13 protein-coding genes are annotated in these 16,435 nt (G+C 64.3%); 7 read left to right on the forward strand and 6 right to left on the reverse strand.

What is annotated here, in order from left to right:
- Both V7116_RS21195 and V7116_RS21200 read left to right on the forward strand, forming a co-directional pair.
- Positions 1-456 (forward strand): THUMP-like domain-containing protein (locus tag V7116_RS21195; protein ID WP_324393975.1); only part of this gene is annotated, 456 nt, incomplete at its 5' end.
- A 45-nt stretch (positions 457-501) separates the two neighbouring features.
- On the forward strand, positions 502-723 hold the full coding sequence (locus tag V7116_RS21200; RefSeq protein WP_324393976.1) for a hypothetical protein: 222 nt from the start codon (positions 502-504) through the stop codon (positions 721-723).
- Positions 724-798: 75 nt separating this feature from the next.
- On the opposite strand, the gene V7116_RS21205 is transcribed toward V7116_RS21200, so the two are convergent.
- The gene (locus V7116_RS21205) at positions 799-1,542 is read right to left on the reverse strand and encodes a hypothetical protein (RefSeq protein WP_324393977.1); all 744 of its coding nucleotides are present in this window, start codon (positions 1,540-1,542) and stop codon (positions 799-801) included.
- A 276-nt stretch (positions 1,543-1,818) separates the two neighbouring features.
- On the opposite strand from V7116_RS21205, the gene V7116_RS21210 reads away from it, so the two are divergent.
- Complete coding sequence (locus V7116_RS21210) at positions 1,819-2,355, forward strand: phosphoribosyltransferase (protein WP_324393978.1); 537 nt, start codon at positions 1,819-1,821, stop codon at positions 2,353-2,355.
- 18 nt (positions 2,356-2,373) lie between these two features.
- Here the strand turns inward: V7116_RS21210 and V7116_RS21215 are convergent, their stop codons facing one another.
- The 5 genes from V7116_RS21215 to V7116_RS21235 all read right to left on the reverse strand — a co-directional run bounded on the left by V7116_RS21215 (position 2,374) and on the right by V7116_RS21235 (position 6,758).
- Positions 2,374-2,892 carry a DUF402 domain-containing protein gene (locus V7116_RS21215; protein ID WP_324393979.1) on the reverse strand — a complete coding sequence of 173 codons (519 nt, stop codon included), beginning with the start codon at positions 2,890-2,892 and terminating at the stop codon, positions 2,374-2,376.
- A 94-nt stretch (positions 2,893-2,986) separates the two neighbouring features.
- Positions 2,987-3,247, reverse strand: a complete 261-nt coding sequence (gene infA, locus V7116_RS21220) for a translation initiation factor IF-1 (RefSeq protein WP_324393980.1) — start codon at positions 3,245-3,247, stop codon at positions 2,987-2,989.
- Between the two features lie 107 nt (positions 3,248-3,354).
- Positions 3,355-3,555, reverse strand: coding sequence for a 30S ribosomal protein S21 (gene rpsU / locus V7116_RS21225; RefSeq protein ID WP_324393981.1), 201 nt, complete (start codon positions 3,553-3,555; stop codon positions 3,355-3,357).
- Between the two features lie 129 nt (positions 3,556-3,684).
- The gene (locus V7116_RS21230; RefSeq protein WP_324393982.1) at positions 3,685-4,893 is read right to left on the reverse strand and encodes a 30S ribosomal protein S1; all 1,209 of its coding nucleotides are present in this window, start codon (positions 4,891-4,893) and stop codon (positions 3,685-3,687) included.
- Between the two features lie 464 nt (positions 4,894-5,357).
- Positions 5,358-6,758 carry a 30S ribosomal protein S1 gene (locus V7116_RS21235; protein ID WP_324393983.1) on the reverse strand — a complete coding sequence of 467 codons (1,401 nt, stop codon included), beginning with the start codon at positions 6,756-6,758 and terminating at the stop codon, positions 5,358-5,360.
- Positions 6,759-7,602: 844 nt separating this feature from the next.
- On the opposite strand from V7116_RS21235, the gene V7116_RS21240 reads away from it, so the two are divergent.
- The 4 genes from V7116_RS21240 to V7116_RS21255 all read left to right on the forward strand — a co-directional run.
- A complete protein-coding gene (locus V7116_RS21240) occupies positions 7,603-11,130 on the forward strand; it encodes an FtsX-like permease family protein (protein ID WP_324393984.1) in 3,528 nt (1,175 codons plus the stop codon).
- Between the two features lie 27 nt (positions 11,131-11,157).
- Complete coding sequence (locus V7116_RS21245; RefSeq protein WP_324393985.1) at positions 11,158-14,745, forward strand: FtsX-like permease family protein; 3,588 nt, start codon at positions 11,158-11,160, stop codon at positions 14,743-14,745.
- Positions 14,746-14,968: 223 nt separating this feature from the next.
- On the forward strand, positions 14,969-15,916 hold the full coding sequence (locus tag V7116_RS21250) for an ABC transporter ATP-binding protein (protein WP_324393986.1): 948 nt from the start codon (positions 14,969-14,971) through the stop codon (positions 15,914-15,916).
- Positions 15,917-15,918: 2 nt separating this feature from the next.
- Positions 15,919-16,435, forward strand: a 517-nt coding sequence (locus V7116_RS21255) for an ABC transporter ATP-binding protein (RefSeq protein WP_324393987.1), incomplete at its 3' end; no start/stop codon positions are given.

Consider the following 16,435-nt stretch of genomic DNA (forward strand, 5'->3'; position numbering starts at 1 on the left):
CGCGCCAGCCGCGTCGAGCCGGACGGATCGGGCGAGACGTTGGAGCCGCGCGGACTGCCTGCGCCGCCGCTGGCCGAGCCGGGCGCGGTGCTGTACGAGCCGGACCCGGCGATCATCCGCGCGGGGCTGCTGGCCGAACTGGGCGAGCGGCTGAGCGTGCCGGTTTTCCGGCTGGACGAGAGCATCGCCTATCTGGTGGCGGATACGTGGATCGTCTCGCCATGGGCGCGGGCGTGGCCAGTGTGGGAGTGGATGCCGTTCAACCTCAAGCGCCTGCGGGCGGCGCTGCGCGCACGCGGCATTGGGCGCGTGACGGTCAAAAAGCGGGGCAGTCCGCTCGCGCCGGAAGACCTGATCCGCCAGCTTAAGCTGGGCGGGGAAGGGGAATCCGCCGTGGTGGTACTGACGCGCGTCGCGGGGCAGCACACGGCATTGATCTGCGGTGAGCGCTTATAGGCGCGCGGCGGTGGGCAGCGATAGACCTACGCAAAGGGATATACGATGGATTTTGTGGATTTTATCACTAACAATATCGACTGGCTTATTTGTGCGGGCGGCATCCTGGGCTTCGTCGGCACGGTGGTGGGCTGGAGACCCGTCTTCAACGAGGAGCAGATGTCCACCTGGGTCGAGCGCTACGGACTGAAGCGCGTGCGCATCGTCGTGGCGATCGTTTATCTGGTGCTGGGTTTCTTCGGCGCGGTGATGGCGCTGCTCGGCTAAACACCCCGGCGTCCCTCCAATCCCGTTGGAGATGGCCGGGGCGAGATTTCTTTTTTGCCTTTCGCCAGACGCTGTTTAGTAGGGCAGGTTATCCTGGTCGCGGCGCTCGCGGCTGCGGCGAATGATGTCCTCAACCCGCGATTCCAGATCGTTGGGCGCGGGCGCGCTGCCGCTGGCCGGACGTGAGCGGCGGCGCGAGCGTGAGGATCGCTGCGAGGGCTGCTCGACGGGGCGCGACTGCTGCTGGCGGGGCTGCTGTGGCCGCGACTGCTGGACGGGTAGATCCTGCGTGACGTTGCTGGTGAATCCGCTGGTCATGCCGCTGGTGCGCGGATCGGTGTACGAGTCGGTATACACCCGCGACGATCCGCCACCCGGCGCCAGGTAGCCGGAACTCATGTCGTCCTGGATCTGCGTCGGCACGATGGGCGGGCGCTCCTGTTCGGGGCGGCGCGAACTGGGCGTGGGCGCTTGCAGGTTGCGCAGCACGACGGCCAGCCCCATCGAGATCAGCACGATGCCCGCGTAAACCCAGATGTCGATCTGCAGCCCGTCGCCGTCGTTCATAACCTTCACGATTTCGTTGACGACTTCGATGACGCTGAAGACGGCCATCCACACGCCCGCGACCCAGATTAACAGCGAGGTGTGCCAGCCCCGGCTGCGCTGGTAGATGGCCGAGGTGAGCAGGATGATGCTCAGGACCATCAGCAGCAGCCACGGGTAATCGACCAGATGCATGATGAAGGCGAAGCCCGCCCAGATGATGACGGCGGCCCAGGTCAGTGCTTCGATGCTGCGCTCCGAGTTCGTCTTCACGAGATTTCTCCTTACTCACGTCCGCAGAGGTGTGCGAGGCGCGAGACGGTTACCCTTACGACACATTCCGGTACTTCATACGCCTCTATCCGCTGGCGTTAAACTTGTGTTGATTATCCGTTGCATGGCGGCGTGTTGCAAGCCACCTGGACGAATTCATCACGGGGCCGGGCCCTCGCCGCGCGCCGGTCCGGCTTCGGCTTTGACTTTCCCTGCAAGTGCGGCGATAATTTCAGGCAGTTGGGCCGTACCCTGCATCCGACGAAAAGGACTCTCATGGAACCACGCAGACCGTTGCGTCAGGAATGGCTGACCTGGAATGAAGTGGACAAGCTGGTGGATGTGCTGCTGCCGCAGCTCCGGGCCAGCGGCTCGTTCGACGCGATGATCATGATCACGCGCGGCGGCATCGTGCCCGGCGGTCTGCTCAGTGAAGCGCTGGACATCACGAACGTGCTGACCGCGGCGGTCGATTTCCCGCGCGAGCTGGATCGGGACGAAAAGGCGCGGCTGCTGGTGTGGCCGTCGTTCTTGCAGTTTCCCGACAATGCGCTGCTCGAAGACCGGCACATCTTGATCGTGGACGACGTGTGGGGCAGTGGGCGGACCAGCACGGCGGTCAAGAACCGCTGCCAGTCGGCGGGCGCTACACCGTTCACATGCGTGTTCCACTTCAATCCTTACCGCTCGTTGTTCAGCCGGGCGGAACCGGATTTTTATGGCGCGGTCACCGATGCTTATATTGTATACCCGTGGGAGATTGATCGGGGCCTGCACGGTATTCCTACCGGGGGCATGCCCGATCCGAATTAGCAGCGCCGCAGCCGCCGATCAGGGCCGGGTGTTGTACCAAGAAAACGGCTCGGCCCCCGCACGCCACCGTGCCAATATGTCCTCGATGGTATCCTGTGCTGACTGCTGCACCGCTTCTGGATAGCCGAACAACACCCTGTGCTCCTCGAACTCGTCTTCGTCGAGGATCATCATTCGTCCATCCGCCCAGATTTGCACGTCAAGGTCAAGGTCGACATACGCGATCTCGCCGTCGCGGATCTCCGGTGGCAGGCCGACGTTGCAGTAATAATTCCTGAACTGCCACGACTCATCGTAGTTGACGTAGACGTTGTACCACTGCTCGCGCCAGAAGAACATGTCCGAGGGGCGAGTGATGGCCCACGACTTGCCGCGCGTCAGGTGGTTGATTTCGCCGCCGACCGGCGTGCGCATCCACAGGCGGGTGCCGTCATCGTCCATGAGGTGCAGCGGCAGCGTGATGTGCAGCCGCCCGTCATATTTGTAGACGTTGAGCCGCCACAACGGGCCGGGTGCAGGAATCGAGTCAGCGTTCATTGAGTTTTGAGGGGTGAAAAGGGAGAAACGAACAAAAGCCCCGGCGGGACTGGGGCTGTGCCATCACGAACCAGCAAACTGGCTGTGTGCGGGATTACTCCATCTCTTCTTCCGCTGGCGCGCCGCCGCCCTTGCGGTAGCGGTAGGTGATGCGCCCACGGGTGAGGTCATAGGGAGTCATCTCAACGCGCACACGGTCCCCCAACAGGATGCGGATATAGTACTTGCGCATCTTGCCGGAGAGATAGGCCAGCACCTTGTGCCCGTTATCCAGCTCAACGGTGAACTGGGTGTTGGGAAGGGCTTCTACGACGGTCCCTTCCATTTCGATCTTGTCGTCTGTGCGTTTCGCCATCGAGATGTTTGTCTGCTTTCTGGCGTCTAATTAAACGCCGGGTCTAGAGAACGCGTCAGCGACGGTCCTCTATGACCCAGCCGCTGCGATCGTTGAGAATCGCGTCGTTAACTCGCTCTGGTCTTGCGCTGCTTGCGGCGCGCGCGTCGGACTGCCTTCTTCTTCTGGATACGACGCAGTTCACTTTTGGAAACGTGCCAGCGCTTACGCCGTACCGTGCTGAGGATGCCGTCCTTGGCGACCTGCTTCCGGAAGCGCTTGAGCAGCTGCTCTTGCGACTCGCCGGACTGCAACTCCACATGGGCCATGTTCTCACCACCCTTCTATAATGGTTTTTTGGCTCTGCCGGGCTGCGATGCAGTCAGAAAAAAGACGGAGTTAAAAAGAAAGGCAGGTTACGCAGAACCTGCCTCATCCGTCTTCAAGATCGGTTGATGCTACTCCGCGACTGGCTCTTCCTCGGCAACCGGTTCAAGCTCATCCGATTGTACCGTGTAAGCCTCGCTTTGACCAGCGTCAATTTCGTCCTGCGGAGCGTCGAATGTCTCGCCTTCGCTGGCTTCCAGCGTGGGCAGGTTATTTTCCACGTCGCGGATGCTGAGGCCCAGGCGCTGGCGATGGGATTCGATGCTGATGATCCGGGCCGAGATCGTATCGCCTTCGCGCAGGATCTCCGCCGGATTCTCCGGGGTGGGGTCAGCGATCTGGCTGGCGTGCAGCAGGGCTTCGATGCCCGGGTCGAGGCTGACGAACGCCCCGAACTGCGTCACGCGGCTGACCACGCCTTCGACCACCTGGCCGACGTGGTACAGTTCGTCCACCTGCGACCAGGGATTCGGCTGGAGCCGCTTGAGCGACAGCCCGATGCGGCGGCCTTCCTGGTCCAGACGCAGCACATACACGTCGATCTCGTCGCCCACGTTGAGCAGTTCACGCGGGTGCTTGACGCGGTGCCAGGCTAGCTCACTGATGTGAATCAGACCGTCAGCTCCGCCGAGATCAACGAACGCGCCGAAGTCCCGCAGGCCACTCACGCGGCCACGGCGAACCTCGCCCTCGTGGAGTTCCCCGAGCAGCGCGTCCTTGCTCGCGTCGCGGATCTCCCGTTGGGCTTCACGCTGGCTGAGGACCAGACGGCGACGGCGACGGTTGACCTCGATCACCTTCACGGAAATCTTCTGGCCAATCATCGACATCAGGTGCGCCCGGCGCTCTTCTTCGTTCAGGCCGCGCGGCAGATCGATGACGTGGCTGGCGGGAATGAATCCGCGCAGGTTGCCGAAGGGCACAATGAGACCGCCCCGGTTCGCATCCGCGACGAAGCCATCGACGATGTCTTCGGTCGTCAGCATCTGCTCGGCGTTCAGCCAGTCTTCGTTCTGTTTGGCCTGGGAGATCGACACGATCATGTTGCCGTCTTCGTCTTCCGACCGGACGATCATGACCGGAACTTCGTCTCCAAGCTTGAAGGTGACGTCTTCGCCAAGCTTTTCGAGGTCGCTGCGGGGCACAACGCCATCACGCTTGGTCCCAATATCAACGAGCATACCCAGGTTGTCGATCGACAGGATGACACCGGTGACGATGTCGCCCCGTCCGGGCTGCTCGGTTGAGAAGGACTCCTCAAGCAAAGTGAGGAAATCCATCTCGGCTTCCGTCGTGTCGCTGTTTATGTTTAGATTGACCATCTTATCTATTTTTGTCTAGTCCCCCCAGGGGTCGGATGTGGAGTGGCTTCGGGCAGTAGCAGCAAAAAACCGGCTGGCCACCTACTTCATGATGAGAGCGTGGCACGCCGGTCGATGGATCTTGCTTACCTGGAACGCACTGCGCTGCGTTGCTGCTTGGAACGCGCTTGCAAGCTAAAAGTGCCTGCGTGACTAACTGCGTGGAACGTCCGAACAGCCAAGACTACTCGCGCAAGAGCGCCCTCCTTCCCGAAAGTCCGTCGCATTATAGCTACGCGAGCGAACTTTGTCAAACCGATTGCGCTTCAAGACACAAAATCGGTAAAACGCTGCGCAGGAGATGAACTGCGCGCCGTGAGGATCGCCCGGCAGGGCGAGAGTGGAGTGTGAAACGCGCAGGCAATTTTGCCTGCGCGCTGTGATCACGATTCGCGCTCTTCTTCCGATTCTTCTTCTGGCTCGCTGCTCGCCTCCGGCGGCTCGGCGACTGCCGAATCCTCGGCCTCCGGCGCGGCTTCCGCAACTACCGCGGCGGGGGCTTCTTCCTCGACCTCCGGTGCGGCTTCCGCAGCCACCGCGGCGGGGGCTTCTTCCTCGACCTCCGGTGCGGCTTCCGCAGCCACCGCGGCAGGGGCTTCTTCCTCGACCTCTGGCGCGGCTTCCGCAGCTACAGCGACGGGGGCTTCTTCTTCGGCGGCTTCCGCCTCTTCTTCGCCTTCAGGCCGCGAGAGGACCGGCTGTTCCGTGCCCCACCGCTGCGTGAAACCTACGCGCCGCTGATCCGGTTCCAGGCGGCTGATGCGCAGTTGGAGCCGGTCGCCCTTCTTGACGTAGCTGTACGGCTCCTTGAGCGAGCCGTCGCCCATCTCGCTGAGGTGCAGCAGCCCTTCCAGGCCGTCGTCCAGCGCGATGAATGCGCCGAAGTCCACGACGTTGGTGACCGTGCCTTCGACCTGCATACCTTCGTGATAGCGCTCCAGCGCATCGTCCCACGGATCGGGCAGCAGGCGTTTGCGGCTGAGCGCGATCCGGTTTGTGTTGCGGTCGAGGCTGAGCACGTAGACGTCGATCTCCTGGCCGACCTTCAGCACGTCGCGCGGGTGATCGACACGATGCCATGCCAGCTCGCTGACGTGGATCAGGCCGTCCGCGCCGCCCAGGTTGACGAACGCGCCGAAGTCGCGCAGACCGGTGACGGTCCCGCGCACCATGTCGCCTTCGTGCAGCTCGGAGAGCAGGCGGGCTTTCTGCTGCGCGCGCCATTCGCGCTGTGCTTCGCGCTGGGAGAAGATCAGGCGGCGGCGATCCTGGTCCACTTCGATGACCTTGACGCCGAGCTTGTCGCCTACCAGCGAGTTCAGCGCGTCGCGGCGCTCGTTGCCTTGCAGCCCCGCGCTGACCGAAACCAGATGCGAGGAGGGGATGAAGCCCTCCAGCATATTCCAGCGGACCAGCACACCACCGCGATTGTGGTCGGTGACGGTAACTTCTACAACCTCGTCTTTTTCAAGCAGCTCACGCGCCTTGTCCCAGTCGTACTGCTGGAGGCCCATGTTGATCGATACGACGAGATTGCCATCGCTGTCACGCGGGTTCAAGACGTACACTGGCACGGTTTGGCCGACCTTTAAGGACCGCCTGAAGGTTTCGTCCAGGCGTTCGAGGTCCTGCGCGGTGACGATGCCATCCTTCTTGGCCCCCAGTTCGACGATGATCTCGTTCGGCTCAATTTGCAAGATGGTAGCTTGCCGAATCTCGCCCCGACGTGGTGGCGTATAGTCGAATGAAGCGTCGAGCAGCTCTGCAAAGCTCTGCTCTGACATGGCGTCATCCTGGCCTGGCGCGCCAGAATTACGGGCTGATTCATTCTCGGACGCCGCTTGCTGTTGCTTATTTTCCTCGAAGTCCATGCTAATCTACCACCTTTGTTGGGAGTGTTTCGAAATCGCAGCGGGAGTGTCCCGATTTCGCCCGCAACTCTTTCATGTATTTAATCATATCATAATCATAATTTAGAAGCAGACGCAGACGAACGTTGGAACCCAACTGCGAAGACAATTAATAGTTCAAGTATAGCTTGACGCCCATTTTACAACAAGCGGACCTACTTCCCGTTACAGTCCACCCCGTCTGTCGCTGTTAATGCGCGCCACTGTGGCATAGACGTAGCCATTGGGTAAGTTATTTTCATAAGCTATATATAAAGGTCAAACGTGCCTGCCTGCCGCTGCATCAGCTAACACACGACTTTACAGTTATATGATCGATGTCCCGCACCTGCCAAACAACCTCACCACTGAAAATCTGCCGCCCCTGAAAATTGCGGTTGGAGGCAGATTCTCGCTCCGGCGTGTTCAGCAGCGCGAAGGAGCGGTAGAATAGTGCGGTTTTGTTGAAAATTACCACTTCGCGCCTCGGGGTGACAGCATCCCCGGTTTGCTGCGTATATGACAGTACAATACAGGACGCTCCGTCTCTGACACCGACCATCACGCCGTCAAGGGAAATTCTATGCTAGGTCGCCGTACGCAATCTGCTCGCTGGACAACACGTTGGATCAGCGGCGTTCGGGAATTAAGTCACACCCCGGTTCGATTCGCATTTCATCTTGCTTTTGCCCGCCTCATCACCCAATGGCGTTCGCTGCTCACGATTTTTGCAGGGACCGTGCTGGCCGCATCGGTCGGTGCGCTGGTCCCGCTCTATACGACGGCAGTGGCCCAGGTGGGCATGCTGCAGCGATTGGAGCAGCAGCCTTCGCAAGATGTGAATGTCTCGGCCAATATCAGCCTGCGCGGCAGCGCGGCGGAGGCGGCGGGCGGACTCGCACAGCAGGCGGACGGAGCGACCGCGCTGACGCAGGACCTCGTGCAGCAGGATCTGAGCGACATCGACGGCTGGGTCGATCAGGTCGTGACCTACGTCGAAAGCGAGGCGATGGGCCTGTCGATTCGCTCGGAAGAGTCGGACGAGCTGGTCCCGCTGGTGGGCGTGCGTGGCCGCGTCGGCTACGACGATCACTGGACAGACGTTGTCAGCGTCGTGAGCGGGCGGCTGCCCAACGAAACGCCCGAAGGCGACGTAGACATGGAGATCGTGATTGGCTTGCCGGTCGCCAACGAGCTGAACCTGTCGGACGGCATGGTCGTCGTATTCGACCAGGGCATGAACAACCAGGGACAGACCGGCGGCGGTCACCCGACCAGCCGGCCCATCACGGCGGCAATCGTGGGCGTGGTTGCGCCGCTGGACGAAGAATCGCCGTACTGGATGGACCCGTCGCCGCTGCGCCTGATCGACAAGGCGAGCGGGGCAGGGCTGTGGGACTACGAATTTGCCGCGCTGACCACGCGCGAGGCCGCGTTCCGCGCCGGATCGGAATTCCTGCCCGATACGCCGACGCGCATCGGCTGGCGTGTGCTGTTCGCGCACGAAAATCTGCCGTTCGCGCGGGTCGATCAGGCCCGCGAAGCGCTGCGCACGTTCGGGCGCAACATGCAGTATACGTTCAAGGATTCGCTGATCCCCAGCGCGGTCGATGCGGCGGCGGGCGCGCAGCGCCAGGACCTCGCATTCAATTACGCCACGCGCCTGATCGATTATGACGCCCTGCGCGACGACGTGGACTCGGGCATCCTGCTCACCTACGCCAAAGAAGTTGATCTGCTCGATGCCCCGTTTGGCCTGCTGCTGCTGCAGGTGGGTGCGCTGGTGCTGTTCTTCCTGATGGTGACGGCGGCGCTGGTCCGGCGCAGCGAGCGGCGCGAGATCGCCATGCTGCAAAGTCGCGGCGCGCTGGACAGCCAGATCTTGCTGCTGCGCGGGATCGAGGCGCTGTTGTTGTGCATTCTGGCGGTGCTGATCGCGCCGTTCCTGGCGCAAGCGCTGCTCAAGGTGCTGGGGCCGATCGTGGCGAACACGGACGAGTTCCCGCTGCCACTGACGGGGCGGGTGTTCACCTACGCGGCGGTGGCGGCGGGCGTGACCTTCCTGACGCTGATGGGCACGCTGCGGCCCGTGCTGCGCCTGCCGCTGATCCAGGCGGGCGGCGCGGCGATGCGCAGCGGCAGCCAGCAGTGGTGGCAGAAGCTCTATCTCGACGTGATCCTGGCGCTGGTGGGGCTGGGCGCGCTGTGGCTGCTGGTCCGGCGCGGATCGCCCTTCGCAGACGTGAACCTGGGCGGCCAGCAGGCCGACCCGCTGATGCTGATGGCTCCCGCGCTGCTGTTCCTGGCGCTGGGCAGCCTCGCGCTGCGCTTCTTCCCGATCCTGACCGGGATGCTGGCGCGCGCCGCCGCTGCCGGGCGCGGACTGGTCAGCGCGCTGGCGAACTGGCAGCTCAGCCGCGAGCCGGTGCATTACGGGCGCATCACGTTTTTGCTGGCGCTGGCGGTCGGCATCGGCTGGTTTGCGACCAGCTTCCGCGCGACCGTCTCCAACAGCCACGAAGATCAGGCCAAATATACGGTTGGCACGGACGTGCGCTTCACCGAGCGCGACACCAACCTGAACGCCAACCGCGCCCGCAGCGCCGACTACTACGAAGCGCAGGACGGCATCGCGGCGGCGAGCACCGCCTACCGCGTGCGCAACGTCAACCTGAGCACGAGCATCGCGGGCGATCTGCGCGGCACGATTCTGGGCATCGACCCGGAGACGTTCGGAGATACGCTCTACTGGCGCTCCGATCTGGGCGCGATCAACATTTTGCGTCTGCCCAAAGATCCGATCGATCTGCCGGAGCGCGGCGAAGAAATGCCGCTCGTGCCGGACAAGATCGGGCTGTGGGCGCGCATGGAGACGACCGGCTTCGGCTTCACCAGCGATCAGGTCTATCAGGCCAGCGTGTCGCGCCTGACGAACCGCACCGACCTCTATTTCCGCTTCCTCGATGCGAACGGCGCGTGGGTCGTTGTGCCCGTGGAGCCGGTCGAGATCGAATACAACCGCGTGGGCACGGATGCGCCCGGCGCAGAGGCGCGGGCGTTCGTCACGAGCGGGTGGGTGTACATGGAGGCGGATCTCTCCGCGCTGACCTATACCCCGGCGGCCCCGCTGCGGCTCGTCTCGATGTACTGGGAATACCGCAGCCCGAACAGCCGCTCCGGCGAGCGCGGCCTGCGCCTGACGCTGGCCCAGATGACGCTCCACCAGGGCAGTGACGTGACGCCCTATCCGATTTTCTCCAGCGGAAGCTGGGAGTTCGCGTACGACCGGGGCGCGACCGCCACGGGCCGCACGCTGCCCGGCGCGCATCTCGACGGCGAGCGCGACGACTCGATTTATTTCCTGTGGGATCAATCCGCACAGCGCACCATCGTCGGCGGGCTGCTCAACTACCCCGATCTCGGCCCGCTGGACGCGATCGTCAGCAGCCGCGTGCAGGCCGAAAACGGCCTCGCGGTCGGCCTCGACGTGCCCGCGTTCACGGTGGTCAACATCGGCGGGCGCAGCGTGCAGTTTACGCCCGTTACCGTGGCCGATTACTACCCGTCGCTGTTCAACCGCGATCCGTCCGACAGCATCCCCAAGGGCGATTCGTTCGTGGTAGTGGACGAGCGCGAGCTGATCTACACGCTCAACCGGCGTCCGAGCGGCACGTTCTACCCGGACGAGGTGTGGCTGCGCGTCGATGACACGGTCGATCCGGGCAGCGAGTCGCAGGTCAACGCGACGCTGCGCGAATTCGACGACGAGAGCACGGTGATCCTCAGCAGCGCGACGCTGGCCGAAGAACTGGGCCGCCTGCGCACCAATCCGCTCGGCCTGGGGCTGATGGGCCTGATGTATCTGGCGTTCATCGTCGCGCTGGCGCTGAGCGTGGTCGGCTTGCTGACGTACGTCGGGCTGACGGCGCAGTCGCGGCGCACGGAGTTCGGCGTGCTGCGCGCGCTCGGCCTCTCGTCGCTGCGCGTGGTCGGCGGGCTGGCGCTGGAACAGGTGATCGTGATGGGCATTGCGGTCGCGCTGGGTGCGCTGTTGGGCGGCGTGCTCGCCAGCCAAGTCGTGCCGACGCTGGCGCTGGGCGCGACGGGCGAGGACGTAGTGCCGCCGTTCGTGATGCGTGTGGAGACGCGCAACCTGATCGAATATGGCGTTTTGATGGTGATCGTGCTGGGATTGGTGCTGAGCTCCAGTTTGCTGCTGGTGCGGCGGCTGTCACTCTCACGCACGCTGCGGTTGGGCGATGAATAGGCCGCGCGGGGAAGCAGGGGACAACGAATGACCATTGGACTCATCCTCAAACGCATGCGCCGCGAGTGGCGCTCGCTGAGCATCCTGCTGCTGGCGGTGTGCCTGCTGACCGGGTTCTTCGCGCTGGGGCCGTTTTACGTCCGCGCGGTGACCGACGTGGGTCTGCGCTTCGACCTGGACAACGCCGCCCCGCGCGAGCGCCTGATCACGATCATCGTGGACAACGAGCCGCTGACGAGCGAGTCGTTTAACGTGGTGCGCGACGAATTGGGCGATCTGGCGGTGGGCTACCGCTACTTCGTCCGCGCCGACTACACGCCGCCGACGAGCGACCTGGGCGCGAATTCGCGCGATCTGGCGACGGCGGGCTACATCTTCCGCTACGGCGAAGTGGTGAACGCCACCTCGTCGCGCACGGATTCCGTATACCAGCCGTACGCATTCGCGGATATGCCCGCGATCCTGAACCTTCTCGAAGGGCGGTGGCCGGTGCGCCTGCCTACGCCCGATCAGGTCGATCCGGCAGGGCTGAGCGACGAAGAACAGCAGGCGCGGCAGATCGGCATCTACAACCGGGGCGAGGTCGAGGTCGTCGTGACGTCCACCGTCGCGGAGGCCGCCAACCTGGAACTCGGCAGCCGCATCGTGTTGGGCACGAAGCTGGCCGATGGGACCGGCGAAGTCGCCTCGATCGTCGTGGTGGGCATCGTGGAGCCGAAAGATCCCGGCGACCTGATCTGGGAAGGGAACCGCAACTTCCTCGAAGGCTCGCGGGTGGAAACGTCGCCCGGCAACTTCCGCTACGACTTCGGCATGGCCGCCATTCCCGAAGCCTACACCGACTGGCTGCGCGCCGTCACCCCCGGCAACAGCTACATTTACCAGTTCCAGACCAACACCGACGCGATCAGCGCCGACAACACGCGCGCCGTGTCCGATCATCTGACGGTGCTGCAAAGCCGCCTCAGCGCGTACCATCCCGGCCTGTCGGTGCTGAGCGGCCTGACGAACATCCTCGACAACTTCGCCGGGAATGTCTCGGAAACCGAAGGGCCGATCGTGCTGCTTTCCGGCGCGATCCTGATCATGATGCTCTACCACCTGATCAACACGGTGGCGCTGGTGCTCGAACAGCAGGGATCGGAGTGGAGCACCATCGTCAGCCGGGGCGGCAGCGTGCCCCAGTTGGTCGCGCTGCAACTGCTCACGGTCGGCGTGCTGGGGCTGATCGGCATGGCCGCCGGGCCGCTGCTGAGCGTGGTCTTCATGCGCGTGATGGAGCACTTCGGGCCGCTGTCGCGCGCGCTTGGCGGGCGTCCGCTTGGCTCGACGCACATCCCGTCCATTTCGATCTACATGAGCGTCGGCGCGTCGATCGCGGCGATCCTGGTGCTGACCTCGCCCGCGGTGCCCGCCGCCAACCGCAGCCTGCTGAGCCTGAAGCAGTTGGTTTCGCGCCCGCCGACGCGCCCCGCCTGGGCGCGCTTCGCGCTGGACTTCGTGCTGCTGGCGATCGGCCTGGGCTTCATGCTGCGCCTGTATTATCTGGTCGGCGGCAAGTTCGGGGATCTGCTGAACAACCTGTTCGCCGCCCCGCGCGACGTGATCCGGCTCATTGCCGATAACCTGACCGAGACCGGCGGCCTGAACGATCCGTTTAATCTGCTCGGTCCGGCGCTGGTGCTGACCGGGGCGGCGCTGCTGTGGCTGCGCTTCTTCCCGTGGCTGATGGACGTGTTCTCGCGGCTGTTTTCGCGCAGCCGCCACCTGACCACGCCGCTGGCGCTGTGGAACGTCTCGCGCGATCCGAGCCACTACGCGCAGCTGGTGCTGCTGCTGATCGGCACGCTGGCGCTGGGCACGGCCTCGCTGGGCCTGACTGCCACACGCGACCGGGGCGCGTGGGCCGCTGCGCACGAGGAAACGGGCGGCGGCGCGCGGGTGGAAATCAACCCGGCAGATCTGGACGCGACCACGGTCAACTGGGACCGCCTGCCGGGTGTCACGTCGTCCGCGATGTTCCTGCACGCGGAGGGCGATCCCGGCTCGTCGTCGCGCACGGACGTGCACATCTTCGGCGTGACCGAAGACGCGGCGAAAGCCTTCCCGGATCTGTTCGAGGCGATCAAGCCGCTGGCGGCGATCCCCGCGCCCGCGACGCCGGGGCTGGTCCTGCCCGACGACGCGAACGTGCTCTCGGTGCAGGTCTATTCCACGCCGCCGGAACGGGACGACGAGCCTGCCGTCTCGGTGCAGCTCACCGCCTATTTGCAGGACGCGCTCGGCGTGCCCTATACCGTGCCGCTGGCCGCGCCGGGCACGGGGCCGACCTCCGTCGCGCCGGACGCGGGCGAGTCCCTTCAGGCCATCACCAACGCGCCGACGCCGACCGACGAGTGGCTGACTTTCAGCGGCACGCTGCCCGAATCGGGACGTTTGCCGTACCATCTGATGCGTATCGGCATCAACGACCGCCAGGGTAACCTGGACGCCTTCGAGCATACCATTTACCTCGATCGCATCGCCGCGCAGGACGCGTTCGGCACGGCGGAGACGATCGAGAGCTTCGAGGACGAGACGAACCTCTGGGCCGAAGCGACGACCGCGAATCCTTACGCGTCGTCGTGGGCGGCGACCGCCGACAGCTTTAGCCGCGTGCAGGGCGTGATGCCTCAGCGTGTGACGGGCGAGGTTCCGGCGGTGGAAGGGGATGCCGTGCTGCGCCTGGATTACCGCGCGGGGCGGCTGGGCGGCGCGATGCGCGAGCCGAGCGTCGTGGTCAACGAGCCGCACGTCGGGCGCACCCCGGTCGTGATCACGCGCCGCTTCGCGGAGTTGTTCGCCGGGACCGGCACGTACCAGACTGCCGCTGACGAGCCGCTGGCCGTGGGTGAGGAAAAGAATATCGTGCTGAACGTCGGCACGGGATCGGTCGAGATCGGCTTCGTGGTCGTGGGTGTGGTGGACAGCATCCCCTCCGTGCCCGATAACGAACCGGCCCTGCTCGCGCCGCTGGACGTGATCCAGCCGGTGATCAATCAGGCGGCGGCGTCGAATGCCTTTTTCGACCGCAACGAAATCTGGCTGAATCTGCCCGACCGCGAGCCGGACGACGCGCTGCGTACCGCATTGGCGGATATGCAAGGCGTGGAAAACGTGGCCTGGGCGTGGACGCGCTACGGCGAGATCCAGCGCGAGCCGCTGCCGAGCGCTGTGGCGGGCATGTTGTTCGCCGGGTTCTGGATCAGCCTCGCGCTGAGCCTGCTCGACTTCGGCTTCTACCTGATGGTAACCGCCAAGCAGCGCTCGTTTACGTTCGGCGTGCTGCGTTCGCTGGGCTGGAACGCGAGCAACATCTGGCGGCTGCTGCTGATCGAGCAGATCGTATTGATCGCGCCCGCGCTGCTGATCGGCAGCCTGATCGGGCTGGGGCTGGCCTATTTGCTGCTGCCGTTCCTGGCGCTGGTCGGCGGCGAAACGCTGAGCATCCCGTGGCTGAGCCTGCTGGGCATGCTGGTGGCGCTGATTGCGTCGTACAGCGTGCTGATGGGCATCACCGCCGTGTACCTGCGCCGCATGAGCGTCAATCAGGTCTTGCGGCTGGAAGGTGAGTAGGGCGGATTAAACGCGACCTCACCCCCCGGCCCCCTCTCCAATCTGGGTTGGAGAGGGGGAGAAATCACTAAATCGGGGATTGTAGGGGCGGGGCTTGCTCCGCCCGGCGCACAAAAACGACGACAGCGTAGGGGCAGGTCACGAACTGCCCTCACGAGGCAAACCATAACAATCGAACACGCCGCAGGCGCAAAAGCGTCCACAGCGCGAGAGGGTAACAACGATGAGCCAAGCAGCAGCAGTACCAGACAGCACCACCGGATCGGGGGATAGCGTCCGCCCGATCTTCATCGAGTGCGAAAATCTGGTCAAGATTTATAAGATCGCGGATCTGGAAGTGGTCGCCTTGCAGGGGCTGGACCTGCTGATCCGCCAGGGCGAGATGATGGCGCTCGTCGGGCCGTCGGGGTCGGGCAAGTCCACGCTGATGAACATCCTCGGCGGGCTGGATTCCCCGACCGCCGGGCGCGTGCGCGTGGGCGATTACAACCTGCTCGAAATGTCGCGCCGCGATCAGGTCCGCTACCGGCGGCACATGGTCGGCTTCGTGTGGCAGCAGACGTCGCGCAACCTGCTGCCGTACCTGACCGCCGAGGAAAACGTCGAGCTGCCGATGGCGCTGGCCGGGTTCCCCCTGCGCGAGCGGCGCGAGCGTGCAGCGGACCTGCTGGAACGTGTCGGGCTGGGCGACCGGCTGAGGCACCGCCCCGATCGCCTGTCGGGTGGTGAGCAGCAGCGCGTGGCAATCGCGGTGGGCATGGCGAACCGTCCGGCCCTGCTGCTGGCCGACGAGCCGACCGGTGAAGTGGACAGCCATTCCGCCGAGCAGATCTTCCACTCGCTGCGCACGCTGAACGAGGAGTTCGGCGTGACGGTGATGATTGTGACGCACGACATGAGCGTGGCGACGCGCGTGGACCGCGTGATCGGCATGCGCGACGGGCGCACCAGCACCGAGATCCTGCGGCGGCGCGAAGGTGACGTGGCGCTGCACGAGGAAGAATACGCCATCCTTGACCGCGCCGGGCGCTTGCAGCTTCCCGAAGCCTACATCGAGGCGCTGGACATGGAAGACCGCGTCCGGCTGCATCTCAACGAAGATCACATCGGCGTGTGGCCGGAACATACCGCGCAGGGCGTTGCCAGCGGGAACGGGCGGGAGGACAAGTAACGATGTCGAACGGGTACGACACCTACAGCAGCAGCCTGGAGCCGGTCATCAGCCTGGCGCACGTGCACCGGATCTATCACCTCGCGGGCGAGGATATTCACGCCGTCAACGACGTGACGCTGGACGTCTGGCCGCGCCAGATGACGGCTATCGTCGGGCGGTCGGGATCGGGCAAGACGACGCTGCTCAACCTGATGGCGGGCCTCGATACGCCGTCGCAGGGCGATATCTGGGTGCTGGGGCGCAGCCTCGCGCAGATGGACGAGCGCGAGCGCCTCGACCTGCGCCTGAAACACCTCGGCTTCATCTTCCAGACGTTCGGGCTGATGCCGCTGCTCAGCGCGCGGGAGAACGTCGGCGTGCCGCTGCGGATGCGCGGCGCGGACCCTGCCGACCGCGAAGCGCGCATCGACGAGGCGCTGACCTGGGTCGGCCTTGCCGAACGCGCCCATCACCGCCCCTACGAGCTGTCGGGCGGGGAGCAGCAGCGCGTGGCGATTGCGCGCGCGCTGGCGGAAG

Source organism: Aggregatilinea sp., assembly GCF_036822615.1.
Taxonomy (GTDB): domain Bacteria; phylum Chloroflexota; class Anaerolineae; order Aggregatilineales; family Aggregatilineaceae; genus Aggregatilinea.